Genomic DNA, 19259 nt, shown 5'->3' with positions numbered 1-19259 from the left:
GCCTGTCCGGCGGATCATGGGGGCGCACCACCGCTGCGCGGCGGTGTCCTCAAACGCCGGACGGGCTGGTATGGGCTGAGCTCAGCCGATACCAGCCCGTCCGGCGCTTGAGGACGCGCCCGCAGGGCGCTCGCCGCCGCAGGCGGCAACGGCGGCCCGCAGCCGAAGTCCCGCCGGTCAGGCGAGAGGCGGCAACGACGGGCCCGCAGCCGAAGATCCCGTCGGATACGCCTTACCGCCGGCTCAGCCATCGGTAGCGCAGTTCGGGCCGGCCGATCTGCCCGTACTGCGGGGCGCGGGCGGCCCGGCCGCCGGTCACCAGGTGTTCCAGATAGCGGCGGGCGGTGATCCGCGAGATCCCGACGGTGGCGGCGGCCGCGCCCGAGGAGACGCCCTCGGGGCCCGCCGCGCGCAGCACCTCGGTGATCGCCTGGAGGGTGTCCAGGCTCAACCCCTTGGGCAGCGCGGCGGGTTGCGGGGCGCGCAGCGCGGCGAGCGCGCGGTCCACCTCGTCCTGACCGCTCGCCTCGCCGACGACGGCACGGAACTCCGCGTAGCGGACGAGCCGGTCGCGGAGGGTGGCGAACGTGAAGGGCTTCAGCACGTACTGGACGACGCCGAGCGAGACGCCCTCCCGGACGACGGCCAGATCACGCGCCGACGTCACCGCGATGACGTCGGCGGTGTGCCCGGCGCTGCGCAGCGAGCGCACGAGCTGGAGCCCGTGGCCGTCGGGGAGGTAGAGGTCGAGCAGCAGCAGATCGACGGCCGTCCGCTTGAGGAACTGCGAGGCGTCGGCGCGCGAGTGGACGACACCGGCGACGGTGAAGCCGGGTACGCGCCCGACGTACATCGCGTGCGCGTCGGCGGCGAGGGGGTCGTCCTCGACGACGAGGACCCGGATGGGCGGTGCGGTCGCCTGCGGCGTGCTCATGGGGTGGCTCCTGGGGTGGATCCCGCCGGGGTGGGTGCGCTCGCGGGTACGAGCAGGGGCAGCCGGACGGTGAACTCGGCGCCCCCGGCGGGGGACTTCCCGACCGTGACCGTGCCCCCGTTGCGCCGGGCGGCCTGCCGGACCAGCGCCAGCCCGAGCCCACGGCCGTGCGGCGCGGTCCCGGCCGACTTGGTCGACCACCCCCGGCGGAACACCTCGTCCACCACCTCGACCGCCACCCCGGGCCCGGTATCCCCGACCCGCAACAGCAACTCCCCACCGTCCGCCCGCACGGTCACGGTGACCTGCGGGCGGCGGTGCGGGGCCGCGTGCGAGGGCGCGAGGAGTGTGGGGCGGCGCCCCACGTGCGGCGCTGCCGCGCCATGGCTCCCGGCCTCCGGCCGCGCCGTGTCGGGCAGCACGGGGCCGCGCCCCGCGTGTTGCGCTGCCGCGCCGGGCGTCCCGGCCTCCGGCCGCACGGGGTGTGGCTGCGCCTGCGGGGGCGCGGCGTGCGTGGTCGGCTGGGGTGCCGGTTGGCTCGGGGCACTCGCCGGGTCCGTCTGTGGCGCTGCCGTGCCGTGGCTCCCGGCCTCCGGCTGGGCGGGGAGCCCGTCTTCCCCTGGTGCCGCGGTGTCCCGCTCCGCGGGCGTGTGGCGTGCTGCGGCGGCGTGGCTCGTCGGACGGGAAGCAGGCTCGTCCGGCGCGTTCGCCGGGTCCGTTTGCGGCTTGGCCGCGCCGTGACTTCCGGCCTGCGGCCGGGCCGTGCCGGGCTGGGAGAGCGCGGCCTGTGCGGCGGTAGCCGCCGCGTCCGCGCGGGGGGCGGGGCCGGTCCCGGCGGTGGCACCGACGGCCGTCGCATCGGCCTGGGCCAAAGACCGGTTCGCCTCCGACGCGGACGCGTCCATCGCGTTGTCGATGAGGTTGCCCAGGACCGTGACCAGGTCGCGGGGCGTGAGGGTGGGTGGGAGGAGGCCGTCGTCTATGCGGGTGTCGGGGGTGAGGAGGAGCTCCACGCCGTGTTCGTTGGCCTGGGCGGCCTTGCCGAGGAGGAGGGCCGCGAGGACCGGTTCGGCGACGGCGGCCATGACCTGGTCGGTGAGGGCCTGGGCGAGTTCGAGTTCCGCCGTCGCGAAATCGACGGCCTCGTCCGCGCGGCCGAGTTCGATCAGCGAGACCACGGCGTGCAGCCGGTTCGCCGCCTCGTGGGACTGGGAGCGCAGCGCCTCCGCGAAGCCGCGCACGGAGTCCAGCTCGCCCGACAGCGCCTGGAGTTCGGTGTGGTCCCGCAGCGTGACGACCGTGCCGCGCCGCTCCCCGCCGGAGACCGGCGAGGTGTTGACGACCACGATCCGGTCGGCGGTCAGATGCACCTCGTCGACGCGCGGCTCGGTGGCCAGCAGGGCCCCGGTCAGGGCCGGCGGCAGGCCGAGCGCGTCGACGCGGCGGCCGACGACATCGCCGTGGAGCCCGAGCAGTTCACGGCCGCCGTCGTTGACGAGAGCCACGCACCGCCGCCCGTCGAGCATCAGCAGTCCCTCGCGCACCGCGTGCAGCGCGGCCTGGTGGTAGTCGTGCATCCGGCTCAGCTCGGCGGCGTTCATGCCGTGGGTGTGCCGACGCAGCCGCGCGTTGAGGAGGTACGTGCCGATGCCGCCGAGGGCGAGCGCGGCGAGGGCGACGCCGAGCAGCCCGGTGAGCTGCCGACGTACGTCCGCGCTGATCGAGTCGACCTTGATGCCCGCGCTGACCAGCGCCACGACCCGGCCGTCGGGCTGGTCGGTGTCGCGCACCGGGGCGACCGCCCGCACCGACGGGCCCAGGGTGCCGGTGTAGGTCTCGGAGAACGTGATGCCGTCGAGCGCGGGGCGGGTGTGGCCGAGGAAGTGCTCGCCGATCCGGGTGGAGTCCGGGTGGGTCCAGCGGCTGCCGTCCGGCCGCATGATCGTCACGAAGTCGACGTCCGTGTCGCGGCGCACCTGCTCGGCGTACGGCTGGAGCGTGGACGTGGGGTCCGTCGAACGGATGGATTCGCGTACGGCGGGCGACGCGGCGATGGCGGTCGCCGTCGCCGTCACCGTGCGGCGCGCGGCCGCCTCGGCCTGGGAGCGGTCGGTGAGGTACGCGAAGACCGCGCAACCGGTCACCACGGCGGCGACCAGCACGATCTGCATCGCGAAGAGCCGGCCGGCCAGGCTGCGGGGACGACGTATGCGAGGTTTGCGCATGGCGGACAGTCTGCACTGCGGCGGGTTCGTGAACGTAATGCACGCAATCGTGACCACGGTCACAGCGCGGTGCATAGTCGCCGGGACCCCACTCGTCGGGAGGAAGGGGTCCACCCACGAGCCGCGACGACGAGGAGTCCCCCCATGACAGGCGCAGCGGCGCAGTCACCGCCAACGGGCCAGGCGCGCAGAAAGCCGGACCGGACGCACTATCTGTATCTCGCGGTGATCGCGGCGGTGCTGGCCGGCATCGTGGTGGGCTTCGCCGCCCCGGGGGTGGCCGTCGAGCTGAAGCCGCTCGGCACCGGCTTTGTGAACCTGATCAAGATGATGATCTCCCCGATCATCTTCTGCACGATCGTGCTGGGCGTCGGCTCGGTGCGGAAGGCGGCGAAGGTCGGCGCGGTCGGGGGGCTCGCGCTCGGTTACTTCCTGCTGATGTCCACCGTCGCGCTCGCCATCGGCCTGGTCGTCGGCAATCTCCTGGAGCCCGGCAGCGGGCTGCACCTGACGGAGTCGCTCCGGCACGCGGGCGAGGCCCAGGCCAAGGGCGCGCACGAGTCGACGGCCGACTTCCTGCTGGGGATCATCCCGACCACCATGGTGTCCGCCTTCACCGGCGGCGAGGTGCTCCAGACCCTGCTGGTGGCGCTGCTGGCGGGCTTCGCGCTGCAGGCCATGGGTCCGGCGGGCGAGCCGGTGCTGCGCGGCATCGGGCACATCCAGCGGCTGGTGTTCCGGATCCTGGCGATGGTCATGTGGGCCGCGCCGGTGGGCGCCTTCGGCGCGATCGCGGCGGTGGTCGGCGCGACCGGCATGGACGCGCTCAAGTCCCTCGCCGTCATCATGATCGGCTTCTACATCACCTGTGCGCTCTTCGTCTTCCTGGTGCTCGGCGCGATCCTGCGGCTGGTGGCCGGGGTGAACATCTTCGCGCTGCTGAAGTATCTCGGCCGGGAGTTCCTGCTCATCCTCTCCACGTCCTCCTCCGAGTCGGCGCTGCCGCGTCTGATCGCGAAGATGGAGCACCTGGGCGTGAGCAAGCCGGTCGTCGGCATCACCGTGCCGACCGGCTACTCCTTCAACCTCGACGGCACGGCCATCTATCTGACGATGTCCTCGCTGTTCGTGGCCGAGGCGATGGGCCGGCCGCTGTCGGTCGGGCAGCAGATCTCGCTGCTGGTCTTCATGATCATCGCGTCGAAGGGTGCGGCGGGCGTGACGGGGGCCGGGCTCGCGACGCTCGCGGGCGGTCTGCAGTCGCACCGCCCGGAGCTGGTGGACGGCGTCGGTCTCATCGTCGGCATCGACCGCTTCATGAGCGAGGCGCGCGCCCTGACGAACTTCGCGGGCAACGCGGTCGCCACGGTCCTGGTCGGCACCTGGACCAAGGAGATCGACAAGGACCGGGTCGGGGAAGTCCTCGCCGGCCGATTGCCGTTCGACGAGACGACCCTGGTGGGCGACGGGCACGGCGGTTCGGAGCTGCCCGAGCAGCGCGGCGACGCGAAGGAGGCCGCCGGGGTCTGACAACCGATGTGAGCGCGAGCGCTCACCCCAAGCCGCCGGAGGGCGGGGTGGACCGGAGTCCTACACCCCAATGTCCCCGCTTCCCGGCACCGCAGCGTCCGACGCCCTCGCGTCGGGCGCTGCGGCGTTTTGGGTACCCGCGGCGTTTCCGGTACGCGCTGCGGCGTTTTGGGTACGCGGCGGGCCGTCCGCCAGGATGCGCGCCACCAGCTCGGTGGCCGCGGCGACGGGGACGCCCAGGGTGGCCAGGGCGGTGACCGCCGCGGAGCGGCCCGCGTCCTCCGGGGCCAGCAGCCCCTCGTTGACGGCCTGCATCAGACCGAAGATCACCTGCTCGCGTACGTACGCGAGGGCCGTGACGGGCAGCGGCGAGGTGAACTGCCCCGCGTCCAGGCCGCGCTGGAGCACCGTCGCGGTCTCCAGGCGCACCGGCTCCAGGCGCCGGTGAATGCCCTCCACCGTGACGCTGCGCTGGGCCAGCGAGATCAACAGGCGGTACCCGTCGGCGATCTCCCAGACCGCCAGCACCGACCGGGCCAGCGCCTCGGCCGGGTCGTCCACCCCGTGCAGGGCCGCCGCGTGGGCCGCGCCGACGTTTTCGGCCACGTCGTCGACGAGCGCGACGATCAGCGCGTCGCGGCTGGGGAAGTGTCCGTAGACCGTGCGGCGGACGACGCCCGCCGCGCGCGCGATCTGGTCCATGCTCGCGTCCGCGTCGCGCAGCAGCTCGGCGAGCGCGATGTCCATGATGCGGCGGCGATTGGCGTCGGCTCTGCCGGCCATTGGGTCTCTTCTCGATCGGGCGTCCCCCGGACGTCACCGACGAACTCGCGGCGGTCCGCTGGGTTCATTTTGCACACGGCTGGGCAGACGCGTAAATTGCACAGCAGTGTGTAATTGCACAGTAGTGTGCAAGATCTGGAAAGGGGGGCCGATGGGCCTCGCGATGTCGACTCCGGTCGACGAGATGGACGGTCCGTACAAGAGGCGCTGGGCGGCACTGGGAGTCCTGTGCCTGAGCCTGCTGATCATCGTCATGGCCAACACGTCGCTGACGGTTGCGGCCCCGGACATGGTCAAGGACCTCGGCCTCGGCAGTTCGGACCTGCAATGGGTGATCGACGGCTACACCGTGCCGTACGCGGCGCTGATGCTGATCCTCGGTGCCGTCGGTGACAAGTACAGCCGCCGCGGGGCGCTCGTCCTCGGCCTCTTCGTCTTCGGTGCGGCGTCCGTCGCCGGCTCGCTGGTCGACAGCTCGGGCGCCGTCATCGCCGCGCGCGCCGTGATGGGCGTCGGCGCGGCCATGATCATGCCGGCCACGCTGTCACTGCTCGCCGCCACCTTCCCGCGCGCGGAACGGGCCAAGGCGATCACCATCTGGACCGCCACCGCGGGCCTCGCCATAGCCGTCGGTCCGCTGGTCGCCGGTGCGCTGCTGGAGGACCACGGCTGGGCCTCGACGTTCCTCATCAACGTGCCGATCGCCGCCCTCGGCATCGTCGGCGCGCTGCTGCTCGTGCCGCCGTCCAAGGCGGCCGACGTCGACAAGATCGACTACATCGGCGGTCTGCTCTCCGTCATCTGGGTCGGCTCGCTGATCTACATGATCATCGAGGGCCCGCACTTCGGCTGGGGCGCCAAGGCCATCACCGCGGCCGTGCTCGCCGGCGTCGGCCTGGTCTGCTTCGTCCTCTGGGAACTGCGCCACCCGCGCCCGATCCTGGACGTCCGCCGCTTCACGCAGCGCGCCTTCGCGGGCTCCACGCTGGCCGTCGCGCTGTTCTTCCTCGCCGTCTTCGGCGCGTTCTACTACCTCACCCAGCACCTGCAGTTCGTGCTCGGCTACTCGCCGCTCGACACCGGTGTACGGATGCTGCCGCTGGCCGGAGCCGTCTTCGTGGGCGGCGCACTGACCGCCTTCCTCACGCCGAAGTTCGGCATGAAGATCACGGTCGCCCTCGGCATGACCGTCGGAACGGTCGCCATCGCGCTGCTCACCCGCGTCGACGCCGGCTCCACGTACAACGCCTTCGTCGGGCCGCTGATGATCCTCGGCCTGGCCATCGGCCTGTCCCTGTCGCCCTGCACCAACGCCATCATGGGCTCCTTCCCCGAGGACCAGCTCGGCGTCGGCGGCGCGGTCAACAGCACCTCCATCGAGATGGGCGGCTCGCTCGGCATCGCCATCCTCGGCACGGTGCTGGCCAAGACCTACTCCTCCAACCTCGCCGACACCGCCGCCAAGGTGGCGGCCGGCGGCGGCCCGAAGCTCCCGGAGAAGGCCCTGACCGCCGCGCAGGACTCGGTCGGCGGGGGCCTGTACGTCGCCAAGGAGGTCGGCAAGCAGGTCACGGCCGGCGCCACGCCCAAGATGGGCGCCGAGAAGGCCGCCGCGTACGGCGCGCAGCAGGCGCAGTCCGTCGTGGAAGCCGTGCACAAGGCGTTCGCGGACTCCGTCGCCCACACCAGCATGATCGGCGCGATCATCCTCGGCGTCGGCACGGTCCTGGTCGTCACCCTGCTCCCGCGCAACGCGGGCAAGTCGACGACGACCAACCCGACGGAGGCTTCGGCCGCGAAGAGCGACGAGCGCGAGGACGAGCGCGTCTGACCCTTCGGCAAGGCTGCTGTGCCCCGTGCCCCGGTGGGGGTGCGGGGCACAGCGCGTCCGCGCGGTTCACAGGGAGTGCCCGAGCTGTTGAATCTGCGCGCGAGCCGACCACCGGGGCGGCGGAGGTCGTACTCGATTGGGCGGAGCCGGATTCGTGCCGTACTGTTCAACCTACCGACGCGGGGTGGAGCAGCTCGGTAGCTCGCTGGGCTCATAACCCAGAGGTCGCAGGTTCAAATCCTGTCCCCGCTACAAATGGTGAAGGCCCGGCAGCCAAGCTGCCGGGCCTTCACTGCGTCCGGGACCGTTCGGTCCCGGCGATTCCCCGCCGATGCCGATGCCGATGCCGATGGCCAAGGGGCGACCCGCGTCGACGTGTTCGGCGGGACGGCGGTTCTCCGAGCCGGGTGGGCGCCCGCGCCCGGCTCCCGGGGCCGCGAACGCTTTTGCGGGGCTGACACAAGAAGGGGGAGGGGCCGCGGACGGCGTGGCCCGTGGAAGGGGAGGTCCGTGGCGACGGACGAGGAAGTGCTGGCGCGCTCGGGAACCGACGCGTCGGCCTTTGAACCGCTCGTGGAGCGCCATTCGAGGGCGCTGCACGGCTATTTCGCGCGCCGGGCGCCCGGCGCGGCGGACGATCTGCTGGCCGAGGCGTGGCTGCGGGCCTACGCGGGGCGTGGCACCTACGACGCGACCCGCGGGCCGGTGCGGGCGTGGCTCTTCGGCGTGGCCCGCAATGTGCTGGCCGCGCACTGGCGCGGGCAGGAACGGCCCGCGGCCGCCGCCGCGCTCGCCGGTGAGGCGAGCAGCGACCCGTGGCACGCCGTCGACCGCAGGCTGGACGCGGCGGCGGTCGCGCCGCTGATCCGCCGGACCCTGGCCGAGCTGCCGGCCGTGGAGCGGGAGCTGCTGCTCCTGATCGCGTGGGAGCAGCTCAGCCCCATCGAGGCCGCTGCCGTGGTCGGCGTCCCGGCGGGCACGGCCAGGTCCCGGCTGCACCGGGCGCGCACCCGGCTGCGCGCGGCGCTCGGCCCCTCCGCACCGCTTTCCCTGACAGGAGACCTCGCATGACCGGACAGGACAGGAACACGGACGGCACGGACTTCCTCGATTTCCCCGGTGCCGGGCGGCTGAGGGCCGCGGGCAAGGTCGCGCCGCCCTCGGCGGACGCCGTCGCCGCGGCGCTGGCCGCGGTGCGGTCGGCGGCCGACCGCGCGGAGGGGGACGGGCCGGCCGTCGAGCTCGAACGGGAGCCGGTGGCCGCGGTCGTCCCGGTGCGGACGTGGCGGCGGTGCCTTCCCGCGCTGGTCTCGGCGGCGGCGGTCGTGGCGATCGCGCTGGGCGTCGCGTTCCAGCCCGGGTCGGGCTCCGGGGACGGGCGCAGCTCTTCCCCCGCAGCGGAGCGAACGGGGACGGCACCGTACTGGAAGGTGCGGATCCACCAGTGGAACCGGACCAGCGCCCAGCGGCCGGACGACTCGTACGAGACCGTCTGGCTGAGCCGGAGCGGCACACGCGGGCAGTTCGGTGACGGTCCGGTCCGGGAGTACACGCCGGTGGAGATGGCGGGGACGGCCTACATGGTCGGCCGCAATCCGATCATGTGGCGCGAGCTCAGGACGCTGCCCACCGACCCGGCGGCGCTGCGGGCCCGGCTCGTCGGGAAGGCCACCGGGGAGGGGGTCGAGGAGCAGCTCTTCGACGGCGTCGAAGAGTTGCTCGCCCGGTCACCCGCCGAACCGGAGCTGCGGGCCACGCTGTTCAAGGTCCTCACCGCGATTCCCGGGGCGCGGGTGACGGAGCGGGTCAAGGACAGCACCGGGCGCGTCGGCACGGCCGTCGACCTGGACGCCGACACCTGGCGCCGACGGCTGATCATCGACACCGAGGCGTTCCACACGCTGGAGGCCGTGGACACGGCCCGGGACGACGGACTGAAGTGGGGGACGCAGCAGCTCCGGGCCGGGGACCTCCTCCACCGCACCACCTACCTCTCCGTCGGGCCCGCCTGGGAGGCGCCGAAGCCGCTCCCGCGCACGTAGCGGCCCACCCTCAGGTCTTCGTCCTGGTCGGTCGGTGCACCTTGGCCGCAGCGCATGACCAGGCGAAGGCCGCCTCCGCCTCGACCTCCATCCGCGCCCCGCACCACAGACGGAGGCCAAAGGGCGAGCTCAGACCGGCCGCAGCCAGACCGTCGCCAGCGGGGGCAGGGTCACCACGATGCTCGACGGGCGGCCGTGCCGCCGGGTCGGCTCGGACTTGATCGGCTCCGGGTCCGTGACGCCGCTGCCGCCGTAGCGGTCGGCGTCGGTGTTGAGGACCTCCTGCCACAGGGCGTGCCGCGCCGGGACGCCGAGGCGGTAGGCGTGCCGGACGACGGGGGAGAAGTTGCTGACGGCCAGCAGCGGTGAGCCGTCCGCGTCGAAGCGCAGGAACGCGAAGACATTGTCCTCGCTCGCGTCGCCCTCGACCCATTCAAAACCCCCCGGGTCGGTGTCGCGCTGCCACAGCGCGGGCGTCGCGGTGTAGACCGCGTTCAGATCGCGCACCAGATCCCGCACGCCCCGGTGGTCGGCCTCCGCCGAGTACGAGGGGTCGAGCAGCCACCAGTCCGGGCCGTGCCCCTCGGACCACTCCGCACCCTGGGCGAACTCCTGCCCCATGAACAGCAACTGCTTGCCCGGGTGGGCCCACATGAAGCCCAGATAGGCGCGGTGGTTGGCGCGCTGCTGCCACCAGTCGCCCGGCATCTTGGACACCAGTGCCCGCTTGCCGTGCACGACCTCGTCGTGGGAGATGGGCAGGACGTAGTTCTCGCTGTAGGCGTAGACCATGGAGAAGGTCATCTCGCCGTGGTGGTACTTGCGGTGCACCGGCTCCTTCGACACGTACTCCAGCGAGTCGTGCATCCAGCCCATGTTCCACTTCAGACCGAAGCCGAGACCGCCGAAGCCGCTGACCCCCACGTGATGGGTGGCCCGGGTGACCCCGTCCCACGCCGTGGACTCCTCGGCGACGGTGATGACACCGGGGCAGCGGCGGTAGACCGTCGCGTTCATCTCCTGCAGGAACGCCACCGCGTCGAGGTTCTCCCGGCCGCCGCGCTCATTGGGCGTCCACTGGCCGTCCTCGCGGGAGTAGTCGAGGTAGAGCATCGAGGCGACCGCGTCCACCCGCAGACCGTCGATGTGGAACTCCTCGCACCAGTAGACCGCGTTGGCCACCAGGAAGTTACGGACCTCCGTACGGCCGTAGTCGAACTCCAGCGTCCCCCAATCCGGGTGCGTCGCCCGCGCAGGGTCCGCGTGCTCGTACAGCGGCCGGCCGTCGAACTCGGCCAGCGCCCAGTCGTCCTTGGGGAAGTGCGCCGGCACCCAGTCCACGAGCACCCCGATGCCCGCCCGGTGCAACGCGTCGACCAAGTACTTGAAGTCGTCGGGCGTGCCCAGCCGCGCGGTCGGCGCGTAGAAACCGGTGACCTGGTAACCCCACGAGCCGCCGAAGGGGTGCTCGGCGACCGGCATCAGCTCGACATGCGTGAAGCCCAGGTCCTTCACATACGCGGGGAGCTGCTCGGCCAGTTGGCGGTAGGTCAGCCCCGGTCGCCAGGACGCCAGGTGCATCTCGTAGACGGAAAAGGGCGACTCGTGCACATGCCGCTCCGCGCGGCGGGCCAGCCATTCCTCGTCGCGCCACCGGTGGTGCGAGGTGTGCACGATCGAGGCGTTGGCCGGGGGGGCCTCCGTGCGCCGCGCCATCGGGTCGGCGCGCAGTGTGTGCGAACCGTCGGGGCGGGTGATCTGGAACTTGTACAGGGCGCCCTCGCCGATGCCCGGCAGGAACAGCTCCCACACCCCGGAGGAGCCCAGCGAGCGCATCGGGGACCCGGTGGCGTCCCAGTAGTTGAAGTCCCCCGCGACCCGCACGCCGCGGGCGTTCGGCGCCCACACGGTGAAGCGGGTGCCGATCACGCCCTCGTGCGTCATCGGCTGCGCGCCGAGCGCCCGCCACAGCTCCTCGTGCCGGCCCTCGCGGATGAGGTGCATGTCCAGCTCCCCGATGGCGGGCAGGAAGCGGAACGGGTCGTGCACCTCCAGCTCGGCGTCCTCGTACGTCACCACCAGGCGGTAGTCCGGGATCTCCTTCAGCGGGAGCACGCCCCCGAACAGCCCGTCCCCCTCGTCGTACAGCTCCGCCCGCAGCCCCTTGGCGGTGACCGAGACCGCCCGCGCGTAGGGGCGCAGGGTACGGAACGCCACGCCGCCCGGTACGGGGTGCGCCCCCAGCAGGGCGTGCGGATCGTGGTGCGCGCCGTGCAGCAGGCGGCCGCGCTCCTCGGCGTCCAGTGGATCGGCCGGGCGCACGCCCCGGCGGGTCGCGGTGCGAGCCGCCGACGGCGCGGGGGCGGGGTCTACGGGGGCTGCGGGAGCTGCGGAGTCAACAGGGGCTGCGGAGTCAACAGGGGCTGCGGGGGCCAGGGGAGCTGCGGATGGGTCGGGTGTGACGGGTGCGGTGTTCGGCGCGTCCGGGGTATCCGGCGTCTCCGGCGCGGCCTCCGGCCCGGACTCGCCGACCGACGCCGATTCCGGTGCGGACGCCTGGTCCGGCACCGGTGCCTCCGGCCCGCCCGCCGCCCTCGGCGGACGCGCGTGTGGGGGGAACGCGGGCAGGAACGTGGCCGGGACCGGGGCGGGGCCGCCGGGGCGGTCGGCCCCGGGCTCGCGGGACGGTCGGCTGGACGGCGGACGAGCGGTCACGGGGCGGTCCTCCTCGGTGTCCCCCGGACGGTCGGCCGGGGGCGGATCTGTCGTGCGGGTCGGTGGGTCATACGGGATTCCTCGGGTCGGGCCGCAGGTCGCCGCCGCCCGGGGGCGGGCCGGTGTGCGCGCCGTCCTCCCCGGGGAGCTCCGCGAGCCGCCGGATCGCGGCCATCGGGACCGGGAGCCAGTCCGGGCGGTGCCGGGCCTCGTAGAGGACCTCGTAGACGGCCTTGTCCGTCTCGTGGGCGCGCAGCAGCCGCGGCTCCTCGCGCGGGTCCTCGTGGACCGTGGCGTAGCCCTCGCAGAACGCGGCCCGGGCCCGGTCGGACCAGGCGGTGCCGGCCGCCCGGCCCACCGCCGCCGCGTAGTCGAAGGAGCGCAGCATGCCCGCGATGTCCCGGGCGACGGGCTGCGGCCTGCGGCGCTCGGCCAGCGGGCGCGCGGGCTCGCCCTCGAAGTCGATGAGGGACCAGCGGCCGTCCGAGGCCGTGCGCAGTGCCTGCCCCAGGTGCAGATCGCCGTGGATGCGCTGCGCGGACCAGGTGCGCCCGGCCCGGCCGAGCGCGGCGAGCTCCTCGTACGTCCCGCGCAGCGCGGCCCGGTAGGGACGCAGGGCGGGGACCGCGTCGGCGGCGGCGTCCAGGCGCTGGGTCATGGCGCCGGCGAGCCGCTCCAGCTGGGGGCGGCGCAGGACCACGGTGGGCAGCGCCTCCGCCAGCGCGCCGTGCACCTCGGCCGTGGCGTGCCCGAGGGCCCGGGCGGAGGCGGTGAAGTCGGCCCGCACGGCCAGCGCGCCCAGGGCCAGTTGCCAGCCGTCGGCCGAACCGGGCAGGAAAGGCTGGAGCACCCCGAGCGTCATCGGCTCGTCACCGCTGCCGGAGAGGCCGGTCGGCTCGGTCGACCCGGGCAGCCCGGTCACGTCGGCCTCGAACCAGGCGGCCGGCGTCGGCACCCGGCGGCAGCCCGCGCCGGCGAGCGCGCGCGGCAGTTCGAGGTCGGGGTTGGTGCCGGGGCAGACCCGGCGGAAGAGCTTGAGGATATACGTTTCGCCGTAAACGACCGACGAGTTGGACTGCTCGGAGCCGAGCAGCCGGGGCGCGAGGCCCGCGGCGATGACGGTCCCCTCCTCCCGGGAGAAGCGCAGCGGTCCCAGGCGCCCCGGCAGTCGCAGCCGCTCCAGGACCACGGCCGCCAGCCGTGGGTCGGCGAGCGCCTCGTAGACGACGCGGCCGTGCAGCGGCCCGCCCGCGGGGCGGCCGATCAGGGCGGGCGCGAGCTGCGGCGGCAGGACGTCCTGGACGCCGAGGAGCAGCTGATAGCAGTCGTCGGTGCCGCGCGCCGGGGCGCCGCCCCCGGGGCCCGGGGACCCCAGCTGTTGCGCGCGGACGAGCAGATGGACCAGCCCGGGGGCGGTGCCACCGGTCGGGGCCGGGAGCAGTTCGGTGGCCGCGACGAGCGTGAAGCCGGTGATCGGCCGGCCCTTGCCCGCGAACCAGCGCTGCCGTGGCAGCCATTCCGAGAGCAGCGGGGCGAGCGAGCCGAGCAGTCCCCCGTCGGCGGGGGGCGCCGCAGGCCGCGCGGCGGTGGCCCGGGCCGCGGACGGCAGAGGTCCGGGAGGCGCCCCCCGGCGGGACGGTGCAGCGTCCGACATGGCGTCGCGTCCTTTCCCCGGGCACACGACAGGTAGGGCAAAGTGTCCCGGATTGCGGCTTTGAGCGTGCGCGGTGCGGGACGTGTCGGGCGAGGATCGTCCGTACGGTCAGCGCCTGAGGCCCCTGTGTGCGGTGTCGCTGGCTTCTGCGGACTGTGCGGCCACGTGTGGCGGAATCAAACGGAGTCGAGCCGTATCCATGGCTGCCGAGCGGTGTCGATGCGGTCGACCCGGGTCCGTGCGTAGTAGTGAGGGTGCCCCGGGCCCGGGAGGGAAAACCGTCCGTGCGCGGTCGGACGACCGCGACCGCCGCGCACGGGGGCGGGCTCAGTGCCCGGCGGGTGGCGCGCCGCGCCGCAGCCGGAACCAGTAGAAGCCGTGACCGGCCAGGGTGAGCAGATAGGGCAGTTCACCGATGGCCGGGAAGCGCACTCCACCGATCAGCTCGACGGGATGCAACCCGTTGAACGTCTGGAGGTCGAGTTCGGTCGGCTGTGCGAAGCGGGAGAAATTGTTCACGCACAGGACGAGGTCGTCCTCCCGCTGCCCGGGCAGCCGCATCTCGCGCAGGAACGCGAGCACGGCCGGATTGCTCGACGGCAGCTCGGTGTACGAGCCGAGACCGAAGGCCGGGTTCTGCTTGCGGATCTCGATCATCCGCCGGGTCCAGTGCAGCAGCGAGGAGGGGCTGCTCATGGCCGCCTCGACGTTGGTGACCTGGTAGCCGTAGACCGGGTCCATGATCGTCGGCAGATACAGCCGCCCCGGGTCACAGGAGGAGAAGCCCGCGTTCCGGTCGGGTGTCCACTGCATCGGGGTGCGTACCCCGTCGCGGTCGCCGAGCCAGATGTTGTCCCCCATGCCGATCTCGTCGCCGTAGTAGAGGATCGGCGAGCCCGGCAGGGACAGCAGCAGGGCGGTGAACAGCTCGATCTGATTGCGGTCGTTGTCGAGCAGCGGGGCGAGCCGGCGGCGGATGCCGATGTTGGCGCGCATCCGGGGGTCCTTGGCGTACTCCGCGTACATGTAGTCGCGCTCTTCGTCCGTCACCATCTCGAGCGTCAGCTCGTCGTGGTTGCGCAGGAAGATGCCCCACTGGCAGTGGACGGGGATCGCCGGGGTCTTGGCGAGGATTTCCGAGACCGGATAGCGGGACTCCCGGCGGACGGCCATGAAGATGCGCGGCATGACCGGGAAGTGGAACGCCATATGGCATTCGTTGCCGCCGGCCGCGTAGTCACCGAAGTAGTCGACGACGTCCTCGGGCCATTGATTGGCCTCCGCCAGCAGCACCGTGTCCGGGTAGTGCTCGTCGATCTCGGCCCGCACCCGCTTGAGGAAGTCGTGGCTGCGCGGCAGGTTCTCGCAGTTGGTGCCCTCCTCGGCGAAGAGGTACGGCACCGCGTCGAGCCGGAAGCCGTCGATGCCGAGGTCCAGCCAGAACCGCAGCGCGGCCAGGATCTCCTCCTGTACCGCCGGGTTCTCGTAGTTGAGATCCGGCTGGTGGGAGAAGAAGCGGTGCCAGTAGTACTGCTGGCGCACCGGGTCGAAGGTCCAGTTGGACGACTCGGTGTCGACGAAGATGATCCGCGCGTCCTGGTACTGCTTGTCGTCGTCCGCCCAGACGTAGTAGTCGCCGTAGGGGCCCTCGGGGTCGGCCCGTGACTGTTGGAACCACTCGTGCTGATCGCTCGTATGGTTCATGACAAAGTCGATGATGACGCGCATGCCCCGCTGATGCGCCGCGTCCACGAACTCCACGAAGTCGGCGAGATCGCCGAACTCGGGCAGCACCGAGGTGTAGTCGGAGACGTCGTAGCCCCCGTCGCGCAGCGGCGACTGGAAGAACGGCGGCAGCCACAGGCAGTCGACGCCCAGCCACTGCAGATAGTCCAGCTTGGCGGTCAGCCCCTTGAGGTCGCCGACGCCGTCGCCGTCGCTGTCCTGGAAGGAGCGTACGAGCACCTCGTAGAAGACGGCGCGCTTGAACCAGTCGGGATCCAGGTCCTTCGCGGGTGTGTCCTCGAACGTGTCCTGTACGGGCTCATTGACGATCATGATGTGGGTGACCCTCCGATCGGTGAGGACGGTCGCAGCGAGAACACGTGCGCGGGCGCGAGTGAACGGCCCGGCTCGAGGCGCACATAGTTGTCCCTGCCCCAGTGATAGGTCTCTCCGGTGAGCTCGTCGCGCACCGGGACGGACTCGTGCCATTCGAGGCCGAGTTCCGGCATGTCCAACGAGACCGTGGCCTCCTGGGTGTGGTGGGGGTCGAGGTTGACGACCGTGAGGACGCAGGAGCTTGCCGTGCGCTTCGAGTAGGCGATGACGGCGTCGTTGTCGGCGTCATGGAAGCGCAAGTTCCGCAGTTGGCGCAGGGCCGGCTGCCGCCGTCGCAGCCGGTTCAGCGCGGTGAGCAGCGGGGCCAGGGAGCGGCCCGCACGCTCGGCGGCCTCCCAGTCGCGCGGCCGCAGCTGGTATTTCTCGGAGTCCAGGTACTCCTCGCTGCCCGCGCGCACCGGGGTGTTCTCGCACAGCTCGTAGCCCGCGTAGACACCCCAGCTGGGGGAGAGGGTCGCGGCGAGCACGGCCCGGATCTCGAAGGCCGCGCGCCCGCCGTGCTGGAGATAGGCGTGCAGGATGTCGGGCGTGTTCACGAAGAGGTTCGGCCGCATGACGGCGGCGGACTCGCCCGACAGCTCCCGCAGATAGTCGGTGAGTTCACGCTTGTCGTTGCGCCAGGTGAAGTAGGTGTACGACTGCTGGAAGCCGATCGCGCCGAGGGTGCGCATCATCGCGGGGCGGGTGAACGCCTCGGCGAGGAAGACGACATCGGGGTCGGTGCGCCCCACCTCGGCGATGACCTTCTCCCAGAAGACCACCGGCTTGGTGTGCGGATTGTCGACCCGGAAGATCCGGATACCGCGGTCCATCCACACCCGCAGCACCCGCAGCGTCTCGGCGACGAGGCCGTCGAAGTCCTCGTCGAACGCGAGGGGGTAGATGTCCTGGTACTTCTTCGGCGGGTTCTCGGCGTGCGCGATCGTGCCGTCCGCCCGGTGGTGGAACCACTCGGGGTGCTTGGCCACCCACGGATGGTCGGGTGAGCACTGCAGGGCGAAGTCGAGCGCGACCTCCATGCGCAGATCGCGGGCGCAGGAGACGAAGTGGTCGAAGTCCTCGAACGTGCCGAGGTCCGGGTGGATCGCGTCGTGCCCGCCCTCGGCCGAGCCGATCGCCCAGGGGCTGCCCACGTCGTGCGGGCCGGCCGACAGCGCGTTGTTGGGGCCCTTGCGGAAGGAGGTGCCGATGGGGTGGATCGGCGGCAGATACACGACGTCGAACCCCATGGCCGCCACCGCGGGCAATCGCCGGGCGGCCGTGCGGAACGTACCCGACCGCGGCCTGCCGTCCACGGACGTCGCACCCTCCGAGCGCGGGAAGAGCTCGTACCACGAGCCGAACAGCGCCCTCTCACGCTCGACGAGCAGCGGCAGCGACCGCGAGCTGGTGACCAGTTCGCGCAAGGGATAGCAGGACAGGGCCGCGGTCACGTCCGGGGTGAGGGCGGCCGCGAGCCGGTCGGCGACCTGCCGGCGCCGGTCGCGCAGCGCGTCGGCCGCGGCCAGCACGGCCTCCCGGCCGTCGCTCTTCGGCACCCCGGCGGCGGCCCGCTCGTAGAGCAGGGCGCCCTCCTCCAGGACCAGTTCGGTGTCGATGCCCGCCGGGATCTTGATCTGGGCCTGGTGCCGCCAGGTGGCCACCGGATCGCTCCACGCCTCGACGGCATATGTCCAGCGGCCCTCGGTGTCGGGAGTGACCTCCGCGCCCCAGCGGTCGGTGCCCGGCGCCAGCTCCCGCATCGGCGCCCACGGCCCCGAGCGGCCCGCCGGATCGCGCAGCACCACATTGGCACCCAACGCCTCGTGGCCCTCGCGGAACACGGTGGCCGTGACCTGGAAGGTCTCGTCCACCACCGCCTTGGCCGGTCTGCGACCGCAGTCGACGAGCGGCCCGAGGTCCAGGACGGGGATGCGACCGATCATGGGATCACCTGGAGGTTCGACGGAATCTGAGGGTGTGGCGGGTTCTGTACTTTCTATCTGCTCCGTCGGCAGTCGGCTGGCTGCGCGCATGACTGCTCCTGTCCGCGCTTGCCCGGGTTCACTCGGGTGGACGGAAGCAAGGGCGAGGAGAGCGGAGCCGTGACCGAACCGGTGGACGCGTGACGGGCTGCATACCGGTTGAGCTTTCCCACCAGCCCCGGCCGGGCATGCCCGGACCGTGCGAACTGCCGGTGCGTAGATCCCGTGGCACCAGCTGAGGAGGGCGGCCGGATCGCGTCACCCGTAGGGAGTCTCCTCCCGCGGCCGACCGTGTGCAATGTGACGAAACGGGTAAGCGGCGGCCGATCGGGGAATCGGCGCCCCGGCCACCTCACCGACAGCCGTAGCGGGTTTTCGCCGCGCGCGCTCCTGCTGTACGCGCGGCGTAGTTCCGCCTCGTACCGATGCATCAGCCGGTGATCGGCCTCCCCCGTTCGGCCGACGGGCCCTGTCCACCATGCGGACGGGTGCCTGTCTCCGCGCTTGTTTCCGTGCGGGTCCCGGTATCCGCTCCGGTGGCGGCGGCGGGGCTCGCACCGGTCGCGGACGAGAGCAGCCGCAGCGCCGCCTCCGACGGCGAACCCGGCTCGGCGCTGTACGCCACCACCCCCTGACCGCCCGAGTCCGGCAACCGCAGCATCTCGAACGACAGCGCCATCCATCCCACCAACGGGTGATGAAACTCCTTCACCCCCGAGGTGCACGCCCGCACCGGATGCCGCGCCCACAGCGCGGCGAACTCCGGGCTCCGCATCGTCAGCTCCCCGATCAGCTCCGCCAGCCCGCGGTCCTCCGGATGCTCGCCCGCCGCCAGCCGCAGCGAGGAGACCGCCCGCCGCGCCTCCTTGTCCCACTGCGGATACAGCTCGCGCGCGTGCGGATCCAGGAAGAACAGCCGTTGCGTATTGGGCCGGTCGGCCGGGCGCGCCGGGGCGTCGGCGGCCAGATGCCCCGCCAGCAGCGCATGCCCCAGGGCGTTCCAGCCCAGCACGTCGTAGCGGAGGTCGACGATGACCGCCGGCACCCCCTCCATGGCCGCGACCAGCTGCCGCACCCCCGGCCGGGCCGTCTCCACCCGGGGCGCGGGCCGCCGCCCCGCCCGCCCCGGCCGCGCCAGATTCCGCAGATGATCATGCTCGTCGGGGGTCAGCCGCAGTGCCCGCGCTATCGCGTCCAGGACACCGTCCGAGGCATTGCCCGACTGCCCCTGCTCCAAACGGGTGTAATACGCGACGCTCACGCCCGCCAGCTGCGCCAGCTCCTCGCGCCGCAGCCCGGGCACGCGCCGGCGCGCGCCGTACGACACGAGACCCACGTCCTCCGGCTGCAACCGGGCTCGACGCGTACGGAGGAAGCTTCCCAACTCGCCAGGTGTGTTCATACGTGCCAGTCAACAACAGGGCGCACGCCCGTTGCCTGCCCCTGTCAGTGGCAGGCAG

At 72.4% G+C, this 19259-nt stretch carries 11 protein-coding genes, 1 tRNA gene and 1 pseudogene; 5 read left to right on the top strand and 8 right to left on the bottom strand.

Annotation, left to right across the window (positions count from 1 at the left end; translation table 11 throughout):
* Positions 1–232 precede the first annotated feature (232 nt).
* Positions 233–934 (bottom strand): response regulator, encoded by a 702-nt coding sequence (locus ACZ53N_RS28205; protein WP_469143614.1) that lies wholly within the window; start codon positions 932–934, stop codon positions 233–235.
* Complete coding sequence (locus ACZ53N_RS28200) at positions 931–3159, bottom strand: sensor histidine kinase (protein WP_469143613.1); 2229 nt, start codon at positions 3157–3159, stop codon at positions 931–933. The genes ACZ53N_RS28205 and ACZ53N_RS28200 overlap by 4 nt, the downstream gene beginning before the upstream one ends.
* Positions 3160–3303: 144 nt before the next feature.
* On the opposite strand from ACZ53N_RS28200, the gene ACZ53N_RS28195 reads away from it, so the two are divergent.
* On the top strand, positions 3304–4689 hold the full coding sequence (locus ACZ53N_RS28195; protein WP_469143612.1) for a cation:dicarboxylate symporter family transporter: 1386 nt from the start codon (positions 3304–3306) through the stop codon (positions 4687–4689).
* A 195-nt stretch (positions 4690–4884) separates the two neighbouring features.
* Here ACZ53N_RS28195 and ACZ53N_RS28190 read toward each other — a convergent pair.
* A pseudogene (locus ACZ53N_RS28190) lies at positions 4885–5472 on the bottom strand (TetR/AcrR family transcriptional regulator); the annotation flags it as partial.
* Positions 5473–5623: 151 nt separating this feature from the next.
* Here ACZ53N_RS28190 and ACZ53N_RS28185 point away from each other — a divergent pair.
* The 4 genes from ACZ53N_RS28185 (at position 5624) to ACZ53N_RS28170 (ending at position 9345) form a co-directional block, all read left to right on the top strand.
* Positions 5624–7303, top strand: a complete 1680-nt coding sequence (locus ACZ53N_RS28185; RefSeq protein WP_469143611.1) for an MFS transporter — start codon at positions 5624–5626, stop codon at positions 7301–7303.
* Between the two features lie 178 nt (positions 7304–7481).
* A tRNA-Met gene (locus ACZ53N_RS28180) sits at positions 7482–7555 on the top strand.
* A 258-nt stretch (positions 7556–7813) separates the two neighbouring features.
* The gene (locus ACZ53N_RS28175) at positions 7814–8374 is read left to right on the top strand and encodes an RNA polymerase sigma factor (protein ID WP_469143610.1); all 561 of its coding nucleotides are present in this window, start codon (positions 7814–7816) and stop codon (positions 8372–8374) included.
* The gene (locus ACZ53N_RS28170; RefSeq protein ID WP_469143609.1) at positions 8371–9345 is read left to right on the top strand and encodes a hypothetical protein; all 975 of its coding nucleotides are present in this window, start codon (positions 8371–8373) and stop codon (positions 9343–9345) included. The genes ACZ53N_RS28175 and ACZ53N_RS28170 overlap by 4 nt, the downstream gene beginning before the upstream one ends.
* Before the next feature lie 129 nt (positions 9346–9474).
* On the opposite strand, the gene glgB is transcribed toward ACZ53N_RS28170, so the two are convergent.
* The 5 genes from glgB to ACZ53N_RS28145 form a co-directional block, all read right to left on the bottom strand.
* Positions 9475–11667, bottom strand: coding sequence for a 1,4-alpha-glucan branching enzyme (gene glgB, locus ACZ53N_RS28165; protein ID WP_469143608.1), 2193 nt, complete (start codon positions 11665–11667; stop codon positions 9475–9477).
* A gap of 460 nt (positions 11668–12127) precedes the next feature.
* Positions 12128–13714: a maltokinase N-terminal cap-like domain-containing protein gene (locus ACZ53N_RS28160; RefSeq protein ID WP_469143607.1), complete on the bottom strand. Its 1587-nt coding sequence runs from the start codon at positions 13712–13714 to the stop codon at positions 12128–12130.
* Positions 13715–14041: 327 nt separating this feature from the next.
* Entirely contained in the window at positions 14042–15772 is a 1731-nt protein-coding gene (gene treS, locus ACZ53N_RS28155; RefSeq protein WP_469143606.1) for a maltose alpha-D-glucosyltransferase, read from the bottom strand.
* Entirely contained in the window at positions 15769–17760 is a 1992-nt protein-coding gene (locus ACZ53N_RS28150) for an alpha-1,4-glucan--maltose-1-phosphate maltosyltransferase (RefSeq protein ID WP_469143605.1), read from the bottom strand. Before ACZ53N_RS28150 ends, treS begins: the two co-directional genes overlap by 4 nt.
* 469 nt (positions 17761–18229) lie before the next feature.
* The gene (locus ACZ53N_RS28145; RefSeq protein WP_469143604.1) at positions 18230–19201 is read right to left on the bottom strand and encodes a helix-turn-helix domain-containing protein; all 972 of its coding nucleotides are present in this window, start codon (positions 19199–19201) and stop codon (positions 18230–18232) included.
* Positions 19202–19259: the final 58 nt, after the last annotated feature.

This window comes from Streptomyces sp. NPDC033229 (assembly GCF_055576875.1).
Note: the sequence above shows the minus strand (reverse complement) of the source record. Positions and strands in the feature narration are given on the sequence as shown.